The organism is uncultured Maricaulis sp., from assembly GCF_905480005.1.
Lineage (GTDB): Bacteria > Pseudomonadota > Alphaproteobacteria > Caulobacterales > Maricaulaceae > Maricaulis.
Window position 1 is genome coordinate 1 of sequence record NZ_CAJQOO010000044.1, and the last position, 19072, is coordinate 19072.

Consider the following 19072-nt stretch of genomic DNA (forward strand, 5'->3'; position numbering starts at 1 on the left):
GGATTTTGCAAGAAAGAGTGCTCCGGTCGCACGAGCTACGGGTTTTCGTTTGTGACGGCACCGTCTACCCGTATTCCATTAAGAATATCGCGTCGCTTGATGCTCGTCGCGATATCAATTTTTCCAGCGCATCCATTCAGATAGAAGAAACAACCTTGGAGAGTGCGTTAGCCGATAAAGTGCGTGACCTCATGGGCGTATTAGGAATGACAACGGGCTCCGTTGATTTTTTGGTCCGTGAAGATGGGTGCCACATCTTCTTGGAAATCAATGAGGCTGGCCGCTTTCTGTGGTTGGATAAGTACGGGGCGACCAATAATCTCTTGGCGGCTTTTGGCGAGTTTGTTCTCGGCAATCCAGCGCCAACGGCATCTTATCGCGATCAGCTACCTAGCTTGGCGCAATATCTAACTGATGTGAGTAGGTGACCTTCCAGCCGACGGTCGGTCTTGACGTGTTTTACCTCCGTCTAGGTGTTGGGCTTAGGCCGGACCGTATCCTCCGTTCGGCCAGTTCCAAGCCGTCCTCGAGGGGACATAAGTCGAAGCTTCCGTCCGCCTGAAAGCACGATTGGGTGCCGTATCGTTGGCTGCGGCCTTCCCCTATAGCGACGCGATCGTAAAGGTATGCAAAGTACATGCTCGGACGATCGCCGGATTCGGCGAATGGCTGGAGTGCTTCTAGCGCTAAACGTTGGAGATCGAGGTCGTGGTCCGCGTGTTGCGACGTGTACCATATCCCATACAACCTGGTTGGGTCATCTGGCAGATTCGATAGGAAGTCACTGCTACGAACGTACTCAGCGTTAGCCTTGACGGTTTCACACCACAAAATTGAACTAATTCGGTCGTGTGTTGTTCTGAAATTGTCTGCGTGAGGCAGCGTGGCATTCATCGCAACGTCCACTTCAACCAATCTTTGCCAAGTCCTGGGGCCGCTTGCGTCCGCTTCGTCCAGAAACTCAATGTGTCGTCTGAGAAGCTCCAATTTGTCCGCATGGCCATCAAGTAAATCGAGCAAGAGAGAATTGTGCTCAATCCGAGGTGCGTTGGATGCGTCGTGCACCGAATAGAGCTGTTGCAGAGTTATAGTTAGACGAGCCCACAGAGGCGTTTCGCAGCCGCCGATAGCAAACTGTGCGGCTCGTTCAGGTATGCGCCTACCAATCGGCGACACCTCTCGCGCCTGGTTCCGCAATTCACGGGCTTGCTCGACTATGGTTCGGTTGCCGGGTTCCACCACTCTCTCATTCAGGCATATCGCGAGATCGGAAAGTTGCCCGGTCCCGAATTCGAGCTCGCATCCGCTGGGGTCATTGGATGCCTGCACGTAGAATGAAGGTGGGATGCAGCCGGCAACAATAATCGCTGCTGAAAGCGCAATTGTTGTTTTTGGAACCGAACTATAGGCGACAGAACGTTGCATGAAGCAGCTCTTGCGGTGTCTGATTGAGATCTGAGAGAAGCATTATGTTCAGATCGATGCAATCCGTCCAAATCCAGCCAATAGGCACTGACCTGAGCCCCATTTGGTCCCGCATTTGAATTGAGAGTCTGTCGTATGGGAGACAGACGATGCGCAATAGCAAATTTTCCGAGGAACAGATCATTGCTATCCTGGCGGAACAGGAGCGCGGCATGGCGACGGCGGAGGTGTGCCGGCGTCACGGTGTCAGCTCGGCGACGTTTTACAGGTGGAAGGCCAAGTTCGGCGGGATGGATGTGTCGGATGCCCGGCGGCTGAAGGTGCTCGAGACCGAGAACACGCGGCTCAAGAAGCTGTCGGCCGACAGCCTGCTGGACAACTCGATCCTGAAAGACCTTTTGGGAAAGCCCTGACGACGCCCCGGATGAAGCGGGACGCGGCGCGACAAGTGATCGAGACCTACGAGATCTCCCAGCGCCGAGCCTGCTGTCTGGTCAGCGTCGACCCGAAGACAGTGCGGCGTGAAGCCGTGCCTGACAATCCGCATATCCGGGCTCGTATGCGTGAGATCGCGGCGGTGCGCCGCCGCTTCGGCTACCGGCGGATCGGTCTGATGCTGGCGCGGGAGGGTATCACGATGAACCAGAAGAAGCTGCGACGGCTTTACAAGGAAGAAGGCTTGGCGGTGAAGCGTAGACGCGGCCGCAAGCGGGCCACGGGCACGCGCGAGCCGTTGCCGGTTCCGGATGGGCCAACCAGGCCCTAGCCGAATGGCGCCAACTCGCGCCCTGAGTTACGGTCTAAGGGCGTCCTTCGAGACCAGTCAGGTTTTGTCTGACACCACCCCTTCGAGACTAGAGCGGACCCTCAAGACGGGTAGCGCGAGCACTGGCTCTTCGAGACCGGCTCCCACCAAACTCCGCCCATCGCCACATACTTTCCTGAAATCATTGGACACATTTGTGCCACCCAAATCTCGCGGGGTTGATCTGGTGCGGTCCGTCTTCGCGGAGTGGGGCTGTTGAGCTTGGGAGGTGGGGCGCTTTGGCCAATCGGCCTGAAGTCCGCCGGCGTGGGTATCGGTTCCGGGTCAGGTCAGTTGCGTGCGGATATGCTTGTCCAGCTGTTCCAGCATTGCCTCGCTGGCGATCCAGTGTTCGCGGAAGAGTCCGTTTGCGCCGAACAGGGCGCCTGCGATGCCCGCGTGACCGGCGCTTTGCCAGGCGCGAGCCAGCTGATCCCGCATCGGGTCATCCACAGCACCTGACCTGCCGCGCACATACAGGACCCAGCTGGCCAGTGCCTGCAGGATAGCGGGCGTTTCACGCCCGGCTTCCTGGTGGACTGACAAGGTGCTGAGCCAGCGTTGCGGAATCTTCTGGGATCCGTCCATCGCGATCTGGGCCAGGCGATGGGGAAGGGCCGGATTTGAGAAACGTGCCGCCAGCTCGTCCGCATAGTGCGACAGGTTCTGGCCGGGCGCCGGGCTGAAGCTGGATGCCGCCTCTTCGCGCATCAGACGTTGGGCCAGAGGGCCCAGTTGGGGGTCCGCAATCGCCTCGGAAACGAGGTTCAGGCCTTTCGCCAGGCCGAGATAGGCGAGCGCGGAATGGGTGCCATTGAGCATTCGCAATTTGGCGGTCTCATAGGGCGCGACATCGCTGACCAGCTCGGCGCCATGCTGCTCCCATCCTGGCCGGGGCCCGACGAAATCGTCCTCGATAACCCATTGGCTGAAGGGTTCGGTGAAGACGGCACCTGCATCCTCCAGGCCGAAAGTCTCGCTGAGTGTCCTGCGGTCGGCATCCGTGGTGGCCGGCACGATCCTGTCGACCATGGATGATGGGAAGCTGCAATTGTGCCGCGTCCAGTCTGCGAGTGTCGGGTCATACTGTTCCAGAAAGTCGTCGAGCGACCGGGCGAGGCTCTTGCCATTGTCCGCCATGTTGTCGCAGCTCAGCAGGGTGAGGCCGCCAGCGGATCCTTGCCGTCGCCTGTGCAGACCGGCGGCAAGAAAGCCAAAAATCGTGGTGGGCCCCGATCGGGCGAGGTCGGCCGCGATAGCCGGAGCGCTCATGTCGAGCCCTCCGCCAGCGGATTGGTGGTATCCTTTCTCGGTCACTGTCAGCGTGACAATCCGCGTTGCGGTTGAGGCGAGGGCCTCGATGACGGCCGCGGGGTTTTCCGGCGCGACCAGGACGTCGGCGATAGCGCCAATCACGCGGATTTCCGGGGGTGCCTCACTTTTCGTACTGACCGTGTACAGCCCGTCCTGGGGACTGAGCTGATCGCGGACAGAGCGGCTGCGCAGGGAAACGCCCATAATGCGCCAGTTGCGCTCTCCCGCATTCATCGCCGCATCGGTGTAAACTGCCTGATGGGCACGATGGAAGGCGCCAACTCCCAGATGAACGATGCCGCAAGCCTGTTGCGACGGAATATAGTCGGGGCGACGCGCATCAGCCGGTAGGCGGTCGAGTGTGGAATGGTTGAGTTTCATCGATTTATGACACCGGTTACCTAAGTTTAGAATAGCCGATATCCCCCGCCTCGCAATGGGTCCGGACCCGGCGTGGCAGCTTGCATGTCAGCAGATGTGAACTTGCAGGCGATATGCATTGTTGCGGCGCAGCAAGGAAAGTTTGAAAAACAAATTGCCACCGGTGTCATTGTTGTGCAGCATGGCCTCGATCCAAACTGGTCCGGCCGCGTTCAGTTTCAGCGTCGTTTGAAACTGGATTGGTCGAGACAAAAATGCTACCGGTGTCATAGCGAGTCGCCTGGCACTGCTTCGGGGTCGAGATATCACACGCGGACCGGAAACCGGCCGCTGCGGGGAGGAAATGATGAGACGTTCAAATATGCCAACAGGCAAGCTGCGCCTTCTGGCCGGCTGCGCCACTGCCAGCCTCGTGCTGGGAGCCACGCTGGGCTCGGCCGCTCAGGCCCAAGAGAGCGACGTGATTGTCGTGCAGGGCTTCCGGAGCAGTTTGGCGCAGGCGCTCGATGTGAAGCGCGATTCAAACGGGGTTGTCGATGCGATTGTGGCTGAGGATATCGCCGCATTCCCCGACCTGAACCTCGCCGAGTCGATTCAGCGCATCCCGGGCATCTCGATCAATCGTGTGGCGGGTGAGGGGCGCCAGATCACGGTTCGTGGTCTTGGTGCCGATTTTACCCGTGTCCGCATCAACGGCATGGAAGCGCTGTCCACGACTGGTGGTTCTGATGCCTCGGGCGGGTCAAACCGTGGTCGTGGTTTCGACTTCAATACATTCGCGTCGGACCTCTTCAACCAGATCCGCGTCACCAAGACGACGTCTGCGTCCATGGATGAGGGCTCGCTGGGTGCAACTGTTGATCTGCGCACCGCCCGGCCGTTCGATTATGGCGAGGGTCTGACCGCGGCCTTCTCCGGCCAGATTGGCTATAATAGCCTGTCCGAGGAAGCCAGCCCCCGTCTGGCTGGCCTTATGTCCTGGGTCAATCCGGACGAGACGTTTGGCGCAAACCTGTCAGTCGCCTTCTCGGACCGCACGATTATCGAGGAAGGTTTCTCGACCGTCCGCTGGCAGGATGGGAATTTCCGGTCCGTGAACGGCGTCGCCTGCCCGGCCGGTCCGGATTGTGCCAGTATCGACACCAACTCCCGGGTCTATCACCCCCGTATCCCGCGCTATGGTCGCCTGACCAATGAGCAGGAGCGCCTGGGGATCACGGGTGGTCTGCAATTCCGTCCGAGCGAACGCACGACCGTTTCGCTGGATGCATTGTATTCCAGCTTCGATGCCACCCGGACGGAAAACTTCCTGGAAGTGTTCTTCCGCAGCCAGGAGGGTCAGATCGATGTCAATTCCGTGACCCTCAACAGCGGCCTGAACATCATGGACTCGGGTACGTTTGACATCAGCGCCAACGCAAATGGCACCCATCCGATCCGCTCGGAAGGCCGCTATGACGAATTGTCGACGGAATTCACGCAGTTCACCCTGAATGTGGATCATGATTTCTCTGATCGCCTGCGCGGCAACTTCCTTGCCGGCACGGTGACCTCTGATTTCGACAATCCAATCCAGACCACCATCCTGTTTGATGCTGTCGGCGATGTGACGGGCTATTCCTACGATTTCCGCAACAACATCAATACACCTGCCATTGATTTCGGGTCGCTCGACGTGACCGATCCGAGCCAGTTTGCCTTCACCGAAATCAGGGATCGCCCGCAGTCGGTAAGCAATAGCTTCGACACCTTCGCGGCCAGCCTCGAGTTTGATGCGAATGAAACCTGGACATTGTCCGGTGGGCTGAATTTCAAACAGTATGACTTTGAAAGTCGTGAAGCGCGCCGCGAAAGCACCAATGGTTCAATCGTCTGTGCTCTCCCGGGTGTTTCCTGCCCGGCCGGTGCAACCGGTCTGCCCATTACGGCCGGCCTGTTCACGACGCTGACCGGCTTCGGCAATGATCTCGGCATGCCTACCGGCAACGACACCGCCTGGATTGTACCAAATATCCAGGCCGCTGCAGCGGCTGCCGGCATCTACAACATTCCCGGAACAGTTCGGTCCGGCAATCAGCGGGCCGTGAGCGAAGAAGATCTCGGGGCGTTCTTCCAGGCTGACTTCAATACGCAACTGGGCGATATCCCGGTTCGTGGTGATGTCGGTGTCCGCTATGTCGAAACGACAACGACTGCGACGGGCCTGGTCAGTGGGACGGAAGTCACGGTCGAGCGCAGCTATGAAGACACACTGCCGTCTCTCAACCTGACGTTCGAGATGTCCGAGGACTTCCTGATCCGCTTTGGTGTTGCCAAGGTGATGGCGCGTCCCTCACTGGGCAATCTTACGCCAGGTGGCTCGCTGGACAGCTTCAACGGACCTCCATTCCGCTACAATGCCGGAAACCCGGGCCTCGATCCCTATCGGGCGACCACCTATGACGCGTCGTTCGAATGGTATTTCGACAATGAAGCCCTCTTCGCTGTCAGCCTCTTCTACAAGGATGTGTCCAGCTTCTTCACTTCCTCCCAGTCGGTTGAGGTTGCGTTCAGCCAGTCCGGTCTGCCGGCCAACCTTCCGCCGGCATCGAGCCCGCTGTTCAATCTGATCCAGGCTGGCGGTGACCCGCTGGTCGAGATCAGCCAGGTCTCGAACGGTGGAAGCGCTTCCGTGCAGGGCTTCGAAGTGGCTTACCAGCAGCCCTTCACCTTCCTGCCAGAGCCGTTCCACAATTTCGGCTTCCAGGGCAACTACACCTATGTCGACAGTGACGAGATCATCGGCTTCTCGCCGAATGCCTATAACGCGACGCTCTACTACGAGAATGAGCGGCTCTCGGCTCGGATCTCTTCAGCCTATCGTGACGCCTATGTCACGCGTCGGGCAAGCTCGAGCACGGGCCGTGACGAACGCGGTGTCGACTCCAGCTTCAACCTCGATTTCGCGTCGTCCTACATGGTCAATGACATGATCGATCTGACCTTCGAGGCGATCAATCTGACCGATGAGTTCGAGCAACAGATCTTCGACGCCGGCAATCTGCCGAACGTCTATCACCACACGGGTACCGAATTCCTGTTCGGAATTCGCGCCACCTTCTGATCGATCTGATCGACGGATTGCACGAGGCCCGGCGCGGGGTATCCGCGCCGGGCCTTTGCTCGCCACCAACCAGGGTCTGTGGGGGTCTGCCAGGGGAGAGCGGGAATGAAACTATCGCGACGTGAGGGGCTGGGCTTCGGCCTGGCTGCGGCGGGTATCGCGCTGACCGGGTGCGAAGGCCGCGGCGATGATCTCGAGCCGGCATCTGCACAGGCTTGCGGTCCGTGGGGGCGCGGTTTTGACGGGCAACGCATTGCCGATCGCGGCGACGGGCAATTCATGAACCCGATCCTCAGCGGCGACCGGCCAGACCTGTCCATCATCAAGGATGGCGATACCTATTACCTCACCTGTTCCAGCTTCGACGCCTATCCGGGGCTGCTGATCTGGATGTCGCACGACCTGGTAAACTGGCGGCCGCTCCAGCCCGCCCTGACGACGCCGATCGGATCGGTCTGGGCGCCGGACCTCATCAAGCATGATGGCCGTTACTACATCTACATCCCCGCCCGGCAACCGGATTACAGGTCGATCTATGTCATCCACGCTGACAGCCCCGAGGGGCCTTGGAGCGAGCCTGTCGACCTTGGGCTGCCCGATCATATCGACCCCGGCCACATCGTCGGGGAGGATGGAAAGCGATATCTTTTCCTGTCGAATGGCGACCGGGTCCGCCTGACCGACGACGGGCTCGCCACCGATGGCGAGGTGACCCACGTCTATGACCCCTGGATGTATCCCGATGACTGGGACGTCGAGTGCTTCTGCCCTGAAGGGCCGAAAATGCTTCGGCGTGGAGACTGGTTCTACATGCTCACAGCGGTGGGCGGTACGGCCGGTCCGCCAACCGGCCATATGGTCATTGCGGCGCGTTCGCGCTCGATACATGGGCCGTGGGACCATGCCCCTAACAACCCGCAAGTCAGGACGGAGAGCCGGGAAGAGGTCTGGTGGTCGCGCGGCCATGCGACGCTTATCGAAGGGCCGACGCCGGATGATTGGTATCTGATCTATCATGGCTATGAGAACGGTTTCTGGACCCTGGGCCGGCAATGCCTGCTGGAACCCGTGCGCTGGACCGAGACGGGCTGGTTTGAGGCGCTCGGCGGCGATCTTTCCCAGCCCTTCCCGATTCCGAGTGGTGGCCGACCCGTGACCCATGGTCTGACTTTTTCAGACCGGTTCGAGGGTGACCGGTTGCGCCCGCATTGGGGCTTCTTCCGACCGCAGGACGGCGAGTATGACCGCGTCCGCATCTCCCGGAACACGCTCCACCTGGCCGCACGGGGCGAGCAGCCGGCCGATTGCAGCCCGTTGTGCTTTGTCACCGGTGACTTGCGCTACCAGGTCGAAATCGAGATCGAGCGCGATCCCGGCACGCAGGCCGGCCTGATCTTTTTCTACAATGACCGGCTCTATGCCGGCATGGGGTTCGATTCGCGTGGCATGATCCTGCACCGCTACGGCGAGGAGCGCAGTCGCAGCGGCGACATCCCGGCCGGCACGAACCGGCTGTGGATGCGCTTGGAAAACAATCGTCACCTCGTGACCGGACATTTCAGCCTCGACGCTCAGCGCTGGCAGAAGTTCGACGTCCAGATGGAAGTCTCCGGCTATCATCACAATACCGCGTATGATTTTCTCAGCCTGCGACCGGCGATCTACGCGTCGCGATCCGGTGAGGCCCGTTTCCGAAATCTGGCCTATACCGGCATGTGCGATCTCGGGGGCTGACGCGGTGCGGGGGCTGATCGTGGTCATGGGCCTGATGATGTGCCTGTCTGGCCCGTCCCTGGCCCAGCATCGCGAGCCGGATCAGGTGATCCCGATTTGGGGGGAGGCGGTCCCGCCCGGTACCGGGCCTGTTGCCGACACGCTTGACGAAGTGATCACCGAGCGCAGCGCGACGCCAGAATTGATCCGGGACCGGATGGTGGTTGGTATCACGCGTCCGCGCCTGCTTGTCTTCCGACCACAACAACCCAATGGCACAGCACTCTTGCTGCTCCCCGGCGGTGGCTATCAGCGGGTCGTGATCGACAAGGAGGGGATAGAGAGCGCCGAGCGTTTCACTGCGGCCGGTGTGACCGTCTATGTCCTGCTCTATCGTCTGCCCGACGAAGGTCATGACGGGGGCACCGATGTGCCACTGCAGGATGCCCAGCGGGCGATGCGCTTGATCCGCAGCGATGCGCTCGATCATGAGATCGACCCGCAGCGTGTCGGCGTGATCGGCTTTTCGGCCGGGGGGCATCTGGCCGGGTCGCTGACAACGCGTTTCGATGTTGAGACCCATGAGGGGGCTGACCCGATCGACGGCCTCAGCGCCCGCCCTGACTTCTCCGTCCTGGCCTATCCGGTATCACGAATGTCAGGCCCCGCTGTTCACGAAGGCTCCCGCGATCGGTTGATCGGTCCGGATCCGGATCCGGACGTTCGGGCCATTCACGATATTGCGCTGGCTGCCCGCGGCGATGCCCCGCCACTCTTTCTCTTTCACGCAGCGGATGATGCCTCTGTGCCGGTCGCCAATTCGCTGGACGTTTTCAGCGCGTTCCAAGCGGTCGGGGTCGCGGCGGAGATGCATGTTTTCGCCGAGGGCGGACATGGTTTCGGCATTCGTTTCGCCGAGGGCCTGCCGGTTGAGGCTTGGCCGGATCTGGTTTTGGCCTGGATGAACCGCGGTGGCTTTCTGGGCGAGTGACGTCAGGTGCCAGGCTGGACGTAGGGCACACTGGCGAAGAGCTCTCTTTCGGCACCCCGTGGGTCGTTTTCCATCCGCGGCGGCCAGTCGAAAATCATTGTTTCGCGGCCGGGCAATGCATAGCGCTGCCAGTCGGGCAGTGCGGTATGGTTCGGCGTTCCATTGCGCGCGAGGGCGATCAGGGCCTCACTCATCAATGCCGCCATGTTGCGGGCGGTTTCGCCATTGCCGGGCAGGGCGCCCTCGACGGCCGTGTTGTCGAAGACAAGTGGAATATCAAAGGTGTGCGGCGCATACGGGTTGCCGAAATCGAGCTGGTATACCCAGGTCGGAGTGTCGGCCTTGGCGCGTTCCTCGGCCTCGATGATGGCGCCGCGCCAGGATCTCGCAGCGGTCGTCGCGGCATAGAAGACGTCTTCTGCCGAGCGTTCCGGATAGAGCGCTCGATAGCGGGCAATCACTGTTTCCGGCCGGATATCGACCCGCATGTTCGGGATCAGGAGCTCCGGCAGATCGTCCCAGTCGAGATTTTCGTACTGGGGACCACGCAAGAAGGCGCGGGTCTCGTCATGGGTATTGCCGATGATCATCGGGATGTGGCGCGATTGCGGTGCGACATCGGGATAGAAAGGGTGGCGCGGCAGGACGACATCATCCTTCACCGGCCCGAAATAGACCCGGCCATAGGGCAGGACAGGATCGTCGGTGCCGAGCGCGTCGACCAGTTGCTGCATCGGCATGTCGAGCACCCGCGACGCACTTGAATCATCCAGTCCGAGCGCGGCGAGATAGGCCCGTGCGCGCGCCGTTGCATTGCCCGGCCCGGACGCGGTCACTTGCTGGCCGCTCATGGTGGCGGCGCTGTGGAACAGACCATCGGCGACGGGTGTTGCCATCAGGCTGGCGATCTTGGCACCGCCGCCGGATTGTCCGAACACCATGACGCGGCTCGGGTCACCGCCAAACCGGGCTGCATTGTCGCGCACCCACTCCAGCGCGAGCACCAGATCAAGCTGACCGGCATTGCCCGACGCCGCGAAGTCTGGCCCCAACACGCGCTGAAGGTAGAGATAGCCAAAGGCGTTGAGGCGATGATTGACGGTGACAACCACGACATCGCCGCGCTGGCACAGTCGCGTACCGTCATAGAGCGGCGAGGAGCCGGACCCGGCCGCATAGGCACCGCCATGGAAATAGACCATGACCGGGCGCGCTGCGTCACTCTCTAGTCCGGGAGTCCAGACATTGAGGAAGAGACAGTCTTCGGACTGGTTTTCTTCAGTACCGCGTTGGGGTGAGGCGGCGCCGTATGCCATGGCGTCGCGCGTCTCGGTCCACCTCGCTGGTCGAACCGGCGGGCGGAAACGCCTCGGCGCCGTATCAGCGCCGTAGCGGACGCCGAGAAAGCGGTGAATATTGTCCTCGACAGTGCCGCGCACCGGTCCGTTCGATGTTGTGACAACGGGGTCGCCGCGCTGAGCGCATCCGGCTCCGGTCGCGCCCAAGCCTCCGGCACTGCCGGCGGCGAGAAGAAGCGTACGTCGGCTAAGGGAAGGGGTCATCGTGTCACGCTGGCATTGCTGCTGTGGATTGCTTGTTCGATCTCGGTCAGACGCGCCATGGAGGCGTCGCCAGGCGTCGTCATGGCGAGCGCGCCATGCGCCGCCCCATACTCGACCGCGTCAGCCGGATCTTTGCCGGACAAAAGGGCCCAGCACACCCCGGACGCGAAGGCGTCACCGCCGCCCACGCGATCGAATATCGCAAGCCCGGGTCTGGGGCGCGACAGGTGGAATTTTCCATCAGCATGAATGAGGGCAGACCAGTCATTCGTGTTTGCTGTATGGGCTGTCCGGCTGGTCGTGGCGACCACGCGCAGATTGGGGAAGTCGGAGACGGCACTCTCGATGGCGGCGTGCGGGCTTCCCCCGGAGGGCGCCTCGCCAAGGCCTTCCGCGCCGAGAAGAACATCCACATACGGCGCAATCTTCCGATTGAGCGCACGCGCCGCGTCCGAGCCTCCGCGCGATGCCCACAGTGAGCTTCGGTAATTCAGGTCGTAGGACACGACAGCGCCGTGCTTGCGCGCCGCCGTGACGGCTTCCACGGTCAGCTCGGCCGTGCTGTCGCTCAAGGCGGCGAATATCCCGCCGGTGTGGAACCAGCGCACGCCTTCCTCGCCGAACAGGCGGTCCCAGTCCACGTCCCCGGGCTTGAGCGTCGAGGCGGCGCTGTGGCCGCGGTCAGACACACCCAGTGCGGGGCGAAGGCCGAAGCCTCGCTCGACGAAATTGAGGCCGACGCGGTTTTCCTGGCCAATGCCGTCGAAGTCGCGCCAAAGGATATGCGAGCCGTCGACGCCGCCTTGGCTGATGCAGTCTTCGACAAGCCAGCCGATATCATTGCGCGGCAGGGCGGTGATGACCGTGGAGGACAGGTCAAAACATTTCCGGGCAGCGCGGGCCAGATTGTATTCGCCGCCGCCCTCCCAGACCTGAAACTGGCGGGAATTGCGGATCCGACCCTCCCCGGGGTCGAAGCGCAGCATGACTTCACCAAGCGCGGCGACATCCCAGCGGACCGATCCGGCAGGCTTGATGGGGAGGAAAGGGTAGGTCATGTCCTGGCCTCAGAGGGTCACGCCGCCCTTCCACAGGGCGATCTGCCGCTCGTCATAGAGCTCATTGCGGGCGCGCTTGCCGCCGGCGACATCAAGAATGGTCCGCCACAGGCGGTCCGCCGCATCATCGATAGCTTCGCCGTCGAGGACGGGGCCTGCGTCAAAATCGATCCAGTTTGGCTTGTTGGCCGCGAGGTCAGACCGCGTTGAAAGCTTCACGGTGGGCACCATGGTCCCCAGGGGCGTTCCCCGACCTGTCGTGAACAGGATTATCGTTGCACCTGCCGCCGCCATGGCGGTGGTTGAAACAGCGTCATTGCCGGGCGCTTCCAGCAGGCTGAGCCCGGTGCTGCGCAATCTTTCGCCATAGGCGAGGACATCGACGACCGGCGCTCCCCCGGCTTTTTGAACGCCGCCCAGTGACTTTTCCTCAAGCGTGGTGATGCCGCCCTCGATATTGCCGGGGGACGGATTGGCATGAACCGGCTCGCCATGCCCGATGAAATACCGTTTGAAACGGTTCATCATGGCGCCAATTTCGGTGTGCACTTCCCGCGAGGCCGCGCGGTCCATCAGGATGTGCTCTGCGCCGAACATTTCGGGCACTTCAGTCAGGATCGTACTGCCGCCAGCGCCGTCCAGCCGGTCGGTGACACGGCCCAGAACCGGATTGGCGGTGAGGCCGGAGAAGGCATCCGAGCCACCGCATTTCAGGCCGATGACAAGGTCCGACACCGGGCAGGCTTCGCGCTGGTCCGTTGTGGCCATGTGGTGAGCGATCTCGACGACGGCGGATATCCCGGCATCCAGTTCATCCTCGATGTCCTGGCAGGCGAAGGCCCTGACCCGCAAGGGGTCTGCATCCGGCATTGAATCCAGCAAGTCGCGGAACTGGTTCGATTCGCAACCCAGCCCGACCAGCAACACCCCGCCCGCATTCGGGTTCTGGGCAAGGCCCGCCAGGATGGCGCGGGTCGCGTCCAGGTCATCGCCCAGTTGGGAGCAGCCGAACGGATGGGTGATGGCATGAACACCGTCGACCTGGCCGCGCACCTGATTGGCCGCCATGCGCGCGATCCGTTCGGCCGTGCGATTGACGCAACCAACCATCGCGATCACCCAGATTTCATTGCGGATTCCGACACGGCCATCAAATCTGCGATACCCCATGAAAGAGTCGGAGGGCGACGCTGTCGTGCCCGTCTGATCCGGGTGGTGTGCTGACCAGGAATAGGTCTGCTCGCCGCCGAGCATGGTCTCCAGATTGTGGCTGTGGACGTGGGCACCGGCAGGGATGTCGTACCGGGCGCGTCCGATAACTGCGCCGTATTTGATGACGGGCTGACCTGCCGAAATGTCGCTCAGCGCAAATTTGTGTCCAGCCGGTATGGAATCGACGAGACGGGGTAGACCGACAGCCGGGCGCTCACCTTTGCCCAGCATCGATGTCGCGACGCCGACGGTATCCGAAGGGTGGACGACCAGCCCTTGTTTGGTGGCAGTTTTTTCAGCGACACTCATGTGCTCTCTCACCCTTGCCTGCCTTGATGGTAACCGGTGTCATTTTGTCCGGAAAGGGAAAACTTCATCACGGGTCGTTGCGCGTTGGAAACGCATGACAAGCAAGGAGATGTCCTGTAGTGGACATTTCGGTGGCATGTCGCCGCGGGGGATTTTCCGGATGAATGATGGCCAGACGCCTGACGACGCGGAGCCAGCCAAAAGCCTGCGCGACGAGTTCAAGGACCGCCGCCCGACAATCAATGATGTCGCCCGCCTGACCGGAGTTTCCAAGAAGACCGTTTCGCGGGTCATCAACAAATCTCCGGCGGTGAAGGAAAACACCCGCGAAGACATCCTGCGGGTGATGCATGAAATCGGGTATGCGCCAGATCCGCAGGCGCGTGGCCTGGCGTTCCGGCGATCCTTCCTGATCGGCATGATCTACGACAACCCCAACCCTCAATATGTCGTCAATATGCAGCAAGGCCTGCTGGACGGGATGCGCGGCACCGGGTTCGAGCTGGTTGTGCACCCATGCGACCGCGCCAGCGAAACCTTCCTTGTCGATGTTCGCAATTTCGTGGAGCGACAAAAGCTCTATGGCGTCATCCTGACACCGTCAGTGTCCGAGGATGAGCGGGTTCCACCCATTCTCCGCCAGATTGGTTGTGAGTTCATTCGGATCGCATCGGTCTCACTGGACGAACCCGAGCACATGATCGTGTCCCATGACCATCTTGGCGGCGCGGCAGCCGGCCGGCACCTCGCAGAGCTCGGGCATACGCGGATCGGGTTCATCTCCGGCCGGGAGAGCTTCAGATCTTCCCACGAGCGGCGGCGTGGCCTGGAGGAAGCGCTGACGCAGGCCGGCTTGTCCCTTGACGAGGACCTGGTCGCGTCAGGCGCCTATACGTTCGAATCCGGCTTTGAATGCGCTATTGACCTGCTGCAGCGTCCGAAGCGCCCTACGGCAATTTTTGCGGCAAATGACGAGATGGCGGCCGGCGTCCTGCAGGCGGCGCGGACGCTGGATATCAGGGTGCCCGATGCGCTCTCCGTTGTCGGGTTCGACAATTTCCAGCTCGCCGAACGCCTCTGGCCGCGCCTGACGACGGTCCATACGCCGACGCGGGAAATCGGGCGGCGGGCGTCGACCAAACTGGTCAATCCCCAGTCCGCGGTGGAAATCGAGCGCGATGACCCGAGGGCTCTGCCCAGTCTGGTTATCCGCGATACGACGTCGCCACCGATCTAATCCAGTCCCGACCAAGCCTGTCCGAATTGACTGATCAAGTCGTTCAGACACAGCTTGCAGTTCACAATGACACCGGTTACCTTCGGTTTTCAAATCGCGCACCAGATTGCTTGCAACAATGTCTACTCCTTCATTTTTTCACGAGGATCGTCTGTTTCCTGCGGACACTGGCGTGCGTGGTATTGCCCGCGAATTATACGCATCTGTGCGTGACCTGCCGATTATCTCGCCGCACGGTCACACCGATCCGCGATGGTTCTCCGGCGATGAGGCCTTCGAGAGCCCGACGGCGCTCCTGCTGGCGCCGGACCACTATGTGTTCCGCATGCTCTACAGCCAGGGCATTCGGCTGGCGGATCTGGCGATACCGGATCGCGACGGCGTCCCGGCCACGGACCCGCGCGCAGCCTGGCGCCTGTTCGCGGAGAATTTTCACCTTTTCCGCGGCACGCCATCCTCACTCTGGTTGGGACATGTGCTGATCGAGGTCTTTGGTATCCAGGATCGCCTGGATGCTTCGACGGCTGACGCGGTCTACGACGCTATCGATGCCGCACTCAAGACGCCGGACTTCCGTCCGCGCGCCTTGTTCGATCGCTTCAATATCGAAGTGCTCGCGACGACGGAATCGCCGGTCGATACACTTGAACATCACCACGCCATCGCGGGATCGAACTGGGGTGGCAAGGTAGTTACCGCCTATCGCCCGGATTGCGTGATCGATGCCGATCATGAGGACTTCTTTGCCTCGCTCGAGGCATTCGGTGACGTTACCGGTGAGGACGTGTTTCGCTGGGACGGGTATTTGGCGGCCCACCGCCAACGTCGCGTGGACTTCATGGCTGCGGGCGCGACTTCGACCGATCACGGTCACCCGACCGCTCGCACCGCGGATCTCGACCCGGGCGAGGCAAGGGCCTTGTTCGACCGCCTGGTCAGCCGTCAGGGCCGCGAGGGCGATGCCGAGTTATTCCGGGCCCAGATGTTGACCGAGATGGCGGCCATGAGCCTGGAAGACGGCCTGGTCATGCAGCTGCATCCCGGCTCATTCCGCAATCACAATGGCCCGTTGTTCAATTCGCACGGCCGCGACAAGGGGGCCGATATTCCGGTCGGTACGGAATATGTCGAGGCATTGCGCCCCTTGCTCAACCGTTTCGGCAATGAACCGGATTTCGGGCTCATCGCTTTCACGCTCGACGAGACGGCGTATGCACGCGAGCTGGCGCCGCTGGCGGGGCATTATCCCGCGATGAAACTGGGTCCGGCCTGGTGGTTCCATGACAGCCCGGAAGGGATGATGCGCTTCCGCGAGCAGACCACCGAAACCGCTGGCTTCTACAACACGGTCGGTTTCAATGATGATACCCGGGCCTTCCTCTCCATTCCGGCACGGCACGATGTGGCCCGGCGGGTGGATTGCGCCTTTCTGGCGCGCCTCGTGGCCGAGCATCGGCTCGCCCTGGATGAGGCCCATGAGACCGCTCGCGATCTCGCCTACCACCTGGCGAAACGCGCCTACAAACTAGAAGCCTCCAGCTGAGACAGGAATTCCCCATGAAGATCGCGCTCATCATCGAAAACAGCCAGGCCGCGAAGAGCGGTATCGTCCATGACGCCCTGTCCTCGGTAGCCGAGCCACTCGGACATCAGGTGCACCATTACGGCATGTATACGCCCGAGGACAAAGCCTCGCTCACCTATCCGATGAATGGCCTGCTGGCGGGCCTTCTGATCAACTCCAAGGCCGCTGATTTCGTTGTGACCGGGTGCGGAACCGGCGTGGGGTCCAACCTCGCCTGCAACGCGATGCCTGGCGTGTTCTGTGGCCTGGTCGTGGACCCGACCGATGCCTTCCTCTTCGGTCAGATCAATGACGGCAATGCCATCTCGATGCCTTATGCAAAGGGCTTTGGATGGGCCGCAGAGCTCAATCTGCAGGACTGTTTCCGCAAGCTTTTCGAGAATGAGCGCGGTGCGGGCTACCCCAAGGAGCGCGCAGCGGTGATGGCCAAGAATCGCGGTATCGTGGCAGAGCTGAAAGCCGCCTCCTGCCACGACATGCTGACCGTGCTGAAGACCGTTGATCAGGATCTGTTGAAGGCTGCCATCGCTGGCGAGCATTTCCAGGAATATTTCTTCGCGAACTGCCAGGATGACGCCATCGCCGCCTATATTCGCGAACTGCTGGCATCCTAGGCGACGTCCCGGTTATCGAGCTCGAAACGGATAAAACCATGCACCACTCATTCAACCTCGACGGCAAGGTCGCGCTGGTCACCGGTGGCAATACCGGGCTCGGCCAGGCGATGGCCATCGCCTTGGCCCAGGCGGGGGCAGACATTGTCGTCGCCGGTCGATCCAGTGCCGCGGAAACGGGCGAGGCCGTCGAGTCCGCAGGCCGAAAATTCCATGAGATCAAAGCTGATTTCTCCGACCCGTCCTGTGTTGAAGGCGTCATTGCCTCGACGGTCGAGCTGGCAGGCCGGATCGACATCCTCGTCAACAATGCCGGCATCATCAAACGCAATGACGCGCTCGACTTCACCCAGGATGACTGGGACAGCGTCATGGACGTCAATATCAAGTCGGCATTCTTCCTGTCCCAGGCGGCGGCGAAGCGCATGGTCGCCCAGGGCAGTGGCAAGATCATCAATATCGCCTCGATGCTGTCCTTCCAGGGCGGCATACGGGTCGCGTCCTACACATCCTCGAAGAGTGCCATTGCCGGCCTGACCAAGCTTCTCGCGAATGAGTGGGCGGCCAAGGGCATCAATGTGAATGCCATCGCGCCCGGCTATTTCGCCACGAACAATACTGCGGCACTTCAGGCTGACCCTGACCGAAATGAGCAGATACTTGGCCGCATTCCGGCCGGGCGCTGGGGCGACCCATCGGATATCGGTGGGGCGGCAGTGTTTCTGTCGTCGTCCGCTGCCGACTATGTCCACGGCACCGTTCTGGCCGTCGATGGTGGCTGGCTCGCACGCTGACCCCAGGGAGACAAAGAACCTTCCCTCCGGCCGACCCTTCGGGGTCGGTCTTTTTTTGCCATCGAGTCATCGTCCTAGATGGCGTGACCGCGAGGTTTCACCTCGCCAATGTGTCGATCTTATCCCCGTCGCGCGTCACTTTCCTTCTCCCTGGGGAGACCGTGGCCGGAGGCCGGGCGAGGGCAGAAGTGCCTGTTATTACGAAAATTTACCCCTCACCCCGACCCTCTCCCAAAGGAGAGGAACGCGCCGCGCACCCGGAAAAATCACAAAACTTATCCCCGCCCCTTGCGGCCAAGCGATAATGGCTTTGGTTTTCGGGACGGGAGGCACGAGCTCAGTCACTTGTGCCCGGGAACGTGCGGAGCCTGTCCGCGCGACGGATGTGACAATCCGAAGCTCCGGCAGGGCGTGCGACCAGGTCGCGGGGCACTAAACGACCGACCCCATCTACCTGACGCATTGGAAACGGGGTGGAGACAGCCCGGGAAAACTCCGCGAACGGGATGTCGAGGACATCACGGACACCGCAGACCACCAACAGGACACCCCGGTGTCCGCCGACATCCCGTTCCCTCCCACCCTTCGGCGTGAAAGCGCGCGGAGATGCTGGCGCTTGTCCTAGCGCATCAGGTTGACCAGCCCCATGGTCACGGCTGGCACATAGGTCACCACCATCAAGGCGACGAAAAGGGCGCCATAAAAGGGCCAGATCGTCTTGACGGTTTCCTCTACCTTCACCTTGCCGATGGCGGCACCGACGAACAAGACCGAGCCAACCGGTGGGGTGACCAGGCCGATGCCGAGATTGAGCATCATGACCACGCCGAATTGCACCGGATCCATGCCCAGTCCGACCACGATGGGCAGGAAGATCGGCGTGGTGATCACGATCAGGGGCGACATGTCCATGAAGGTACCGAGTACCAGCAGGATCAAATTGATGATCAACAGGATCAGGATCGGATT

Annotated in this window: 13 protein-coding genes and 2 pseudogenes; 9 read left to right on the forward strand and 6 right to left on the reverse strand. The window is 61.2% G+C overall.

The features are described 5' to 3' along the window. Positions 1 to 428 (forward strand): annotated as a pseudogene (locus QZ266_RS05400) (hypothetical protein); the annotation flags it as partial. Positions 429 to 1574: 1146 nt separating this feature from the next. After that, positions 1575 to 2167, forward strand: a pseudogene (locus QZ266_RS05405) (transposase); the annotation flags it as partial. A gap of 348 nt (positions 2168 to 2515) precedes the next feature. On the opposite strand, the gene QZ266_RS05410 reads toward QZ266_RS05405, so the two are convergent. Both QZ266_RS05410 and QZ266_RS05415 read right to left on the reverse strand, forming a co-directional pair. Next, the gene (locus QZ266_RS05410; RefSeq protein WP_295692336.1) at positions 2516 to 3925 is read right to left on the reverse strand and encodes a mannitol dehydrogenase family protein; all 1410 of its coding nucleotides are present in this window, start codon (positions 3923 to 3925) and stop codon (positions 2516 to 2518) included. A gap of 87 nt (positions 3926 to 4012) precedes the next feature. Further along, positions 4013 to 4195: a hypothetical protein gene (locus tag QZ266_RS05415; protein WP_295692339.1), complete on the reverse strand. Its 183-nt coding sequence runs from the start codon at positions 4193 to 4195 to the stop codon at positions 4013 to 4015. Between the two features lie 73 nt (positions 4196 to 4268). Here QZ266_RS05415 and QZ266_RS05420 point away from each other — a divergent pair, with 73 nt between their 5' ends. From QZ266_RS05420 to QZ266_RS05430, 3 genes are all read left to right on the forward strand, one after another. Continuing rightward, entirely contained in the window at positions 4269 to 7028 is a 2760-nt protein-coding gene (locus QZ266_RS05420) for a TonB-dependent receptor (protein ID WP_295692342.1), read from the forward strand. A 105-nt stretch (positions 7029 to 7133) separates the two neighbouring features. Further along, positions 7134 to 8762: a family 43 glycosylhydrolase gene (locus QZ266_RS05425; RefSeq protein WP_295692345.1), complete on the forward strand. Its 1629-nt coding sequence runs from the start codon at positions 7134 to 7136 to the stop codon at positions 8760 to 8762. Positions 8763 to 8766: 4 nt separating this feature from the next. After that, positions 8767 to 9732, forward strand: a complete 966-nt coding sequence (locus tag QZ266_RS05430; protein ID WP_295692348.1) for an alpha/beta hydrolase — start codon at positions 8767 to 8769, stop codon at positions 9730 to 9732. 2 nt (positions 9733 to 9734) lie between these two features. On the opposite strand, the gene QZ266_RS05435 is transcribed toward QZ266_RS05430, so the two are convergent. The 3 genes from QZ266_RS05435 to QZ266_RS05445 are packed head-to-tail and all read right to left on the reverse strand — an operon-like array spanning position 9735 to position 13873. Next, on the reverse strand, positions 9735 to 11294 hold the full coding sequence (locus QZ266_RS05435) for a carboxylesterase family protein (RefSeq protein ID WP_295692351.1): 1560 nt from the start codon (positions 11292 to 11294) through the stop codon (positions 9735 to 9737). After that, positions 11291 to 12352: a sugar kinase gene (locus QZ266_RS05440; protein ID WP_295692354.1), complete on the reverse strand. Its 1062-nt coding sequence runs from the start codon at positions 12350 to 12352 to the stop codon at positions 11291 to 11293. Before QZ266_RS05440 ends, QZ266_RS05435 begins: the two co-directional genes overlap by 4 nt. 9 nt (positions 12353 to 12361) lie before the next feature. Continuing rightward, positions 12362 to 13873: a UxaA family hydrolase gene (locus tag QZ266_RS05445; protein WP_295692356.1), complete on the reverse strand. Its 1512-nt coding sequence runs from the start codon at positions 13871 to 13873 to the stop codon at positions 12362 to 12364. 160 nt (positions 13874 to 14033) lie between these two features. Between QZ266_RS05445 and QZ266_RS05450 the strand changes: the two genes are divergently transcribed. The 4 genes from QZ266_RS05450 (at position 14034) to kduD (ending at position 18103) form a co-directional block, all read left to right on the forward strand. Further along, the gene (locus QZ266_RS05450; protein ID WP_295692358.1) at positions 14034 to 15110 is read left to right on the forward strand and encodes a LacI family DNA-binding transcriptional regulator; all 1077 of its coding nucleotides are present in this window, start codon (positions 14034 to 14036) and stop codon (positions 15108 to 15110) included. 118 nt (positions 15111 to 15228) lie between these two features. Continuing rightward, complete coding sequence (uxaC, locus tag QZ266_RS05455; RefSeq protein WP_366524009.1) at positions 15229 to 16653, forward strand: glucuronate isomerase; 1425 nt, start codon at positions 15229 to 15231, stop codon at positions 16651 to 16653. A gap of 14 nt (positions 16654 to 16667) precedes the next feature. After that, positions 16668 to 17309 carry an RpiB/LacA/LacB family sugar-phosphate isomerase gene (locus QZ266_RS05460; RefSeq protein ID WP_295692363.1) on the forward strand — a complete coding sequence of 214 codons (642 nt, stop codon included), beginning with the start codon at positions 16668 to 16670 and terminating at the stop codon, positions 17307 to 17309. A gap of 38 nt (positions 17310 to 17347) precedes the next feature. Continuing rightward, complete coding sequence (kduD, locus tag QZ266_RS05465) at positions 17348 to 18103, forward strand: 2-dehydro-3-deoxy-D-gluconate 5-dehydrogenase KduD (RefSeq protein ID WP_295692366.1); 756 nt, start codon at positions 17348 to 17350, stop codon at positions 18101 to 18103. A 621-nt stretch (positions 18104 to 18724) separates the two neighbouring features. Here the strand turns inward: kduD and QZ266_RS05470 are convergent. Continuing rightward, positions 18725 to 19072: TRAP transporter large permease subunit (locus QZ266_RS05470; RefSeq protein ID WP_295692368.1), on the reverse strand; the 348-nt coding region annotated here is incomplete at its 5' end.

Coding starts and splice junctions, on each gene's coding strand:
- QZ266_RS05450 (WP_295692358.1), top strand. CDS start 14,034: ATGAATGATGGCCAGACGCCTGACGACGCGGAGCCAGCCAAAAGCCTG.
- QZ266_RS05410 (WP_295692336.1), bottom strand. CDS start 3,925: ATGAAACTCAACCATTCCACACTCGACCGCCTACCGGCTGATGCGCGT.
- QZ266_RS05440 (WP_295692354.1), bottom strand. CDS start 12,352: ATGACCTACCCTTTCCTCCCCATCAAGCCTGCCGGATCGGTCCGCTGG.
- QZ266_RS05460 (WP_295692363.1), top strand. CDS start 16,668: ATGAAGATCGCGCTCATCATCGAAAACAGCCAGGCCGCGAAGAGCGGT.
- QZ266_RS05435 (WP_295692351.1), bottom strand. CDS start 11,294: ATGACCCCTTCCCTTAGCCGACGTACGCTTCTTCTCGCCGCCGGCAGT.
- kduD (WP_295692366.1), top strand. CDS start 17,348: ATGCACCACTCATTCAACCTCGACGGCAAGGTCGCGCTGGTCACCGGT.
- QZ266_RS05415 (WP_295692339.1), bottom strand. CDS start 4,195: ATGACACCGGTAGCATTTTTGTCTCGACCAATCCAGTTTCAAACGACG.
- QZ266_RS05445 (WP_295692356.1), bottom strand. CDS start 13,873: ATGAGTGTCGCTGAAAAAACTGCCACCAAACAAGGGCTGGTCGTCCAC.
- QZ266_RS05425 (WP_295692345.1), top strand. CDS start 7,134: ATGAAACTATCGCGACGTGAGGGGCTGGGCTTCGGCCTGGCTGCGGCG.
- uxaC (WP_366524009.1), top strand. CDS start 15,229: ATGTCTACTCCTTCATTTTTTCACGAGGATCGTCTGTTTCCTGCGGAC.
- QZ266_RS05420 (WP_295692342.1), top strand. CDS start 4,269: ATGATGAGACGTTCAAATATGCCAACAGGCAAGCTGCGCCTTCTGGCC.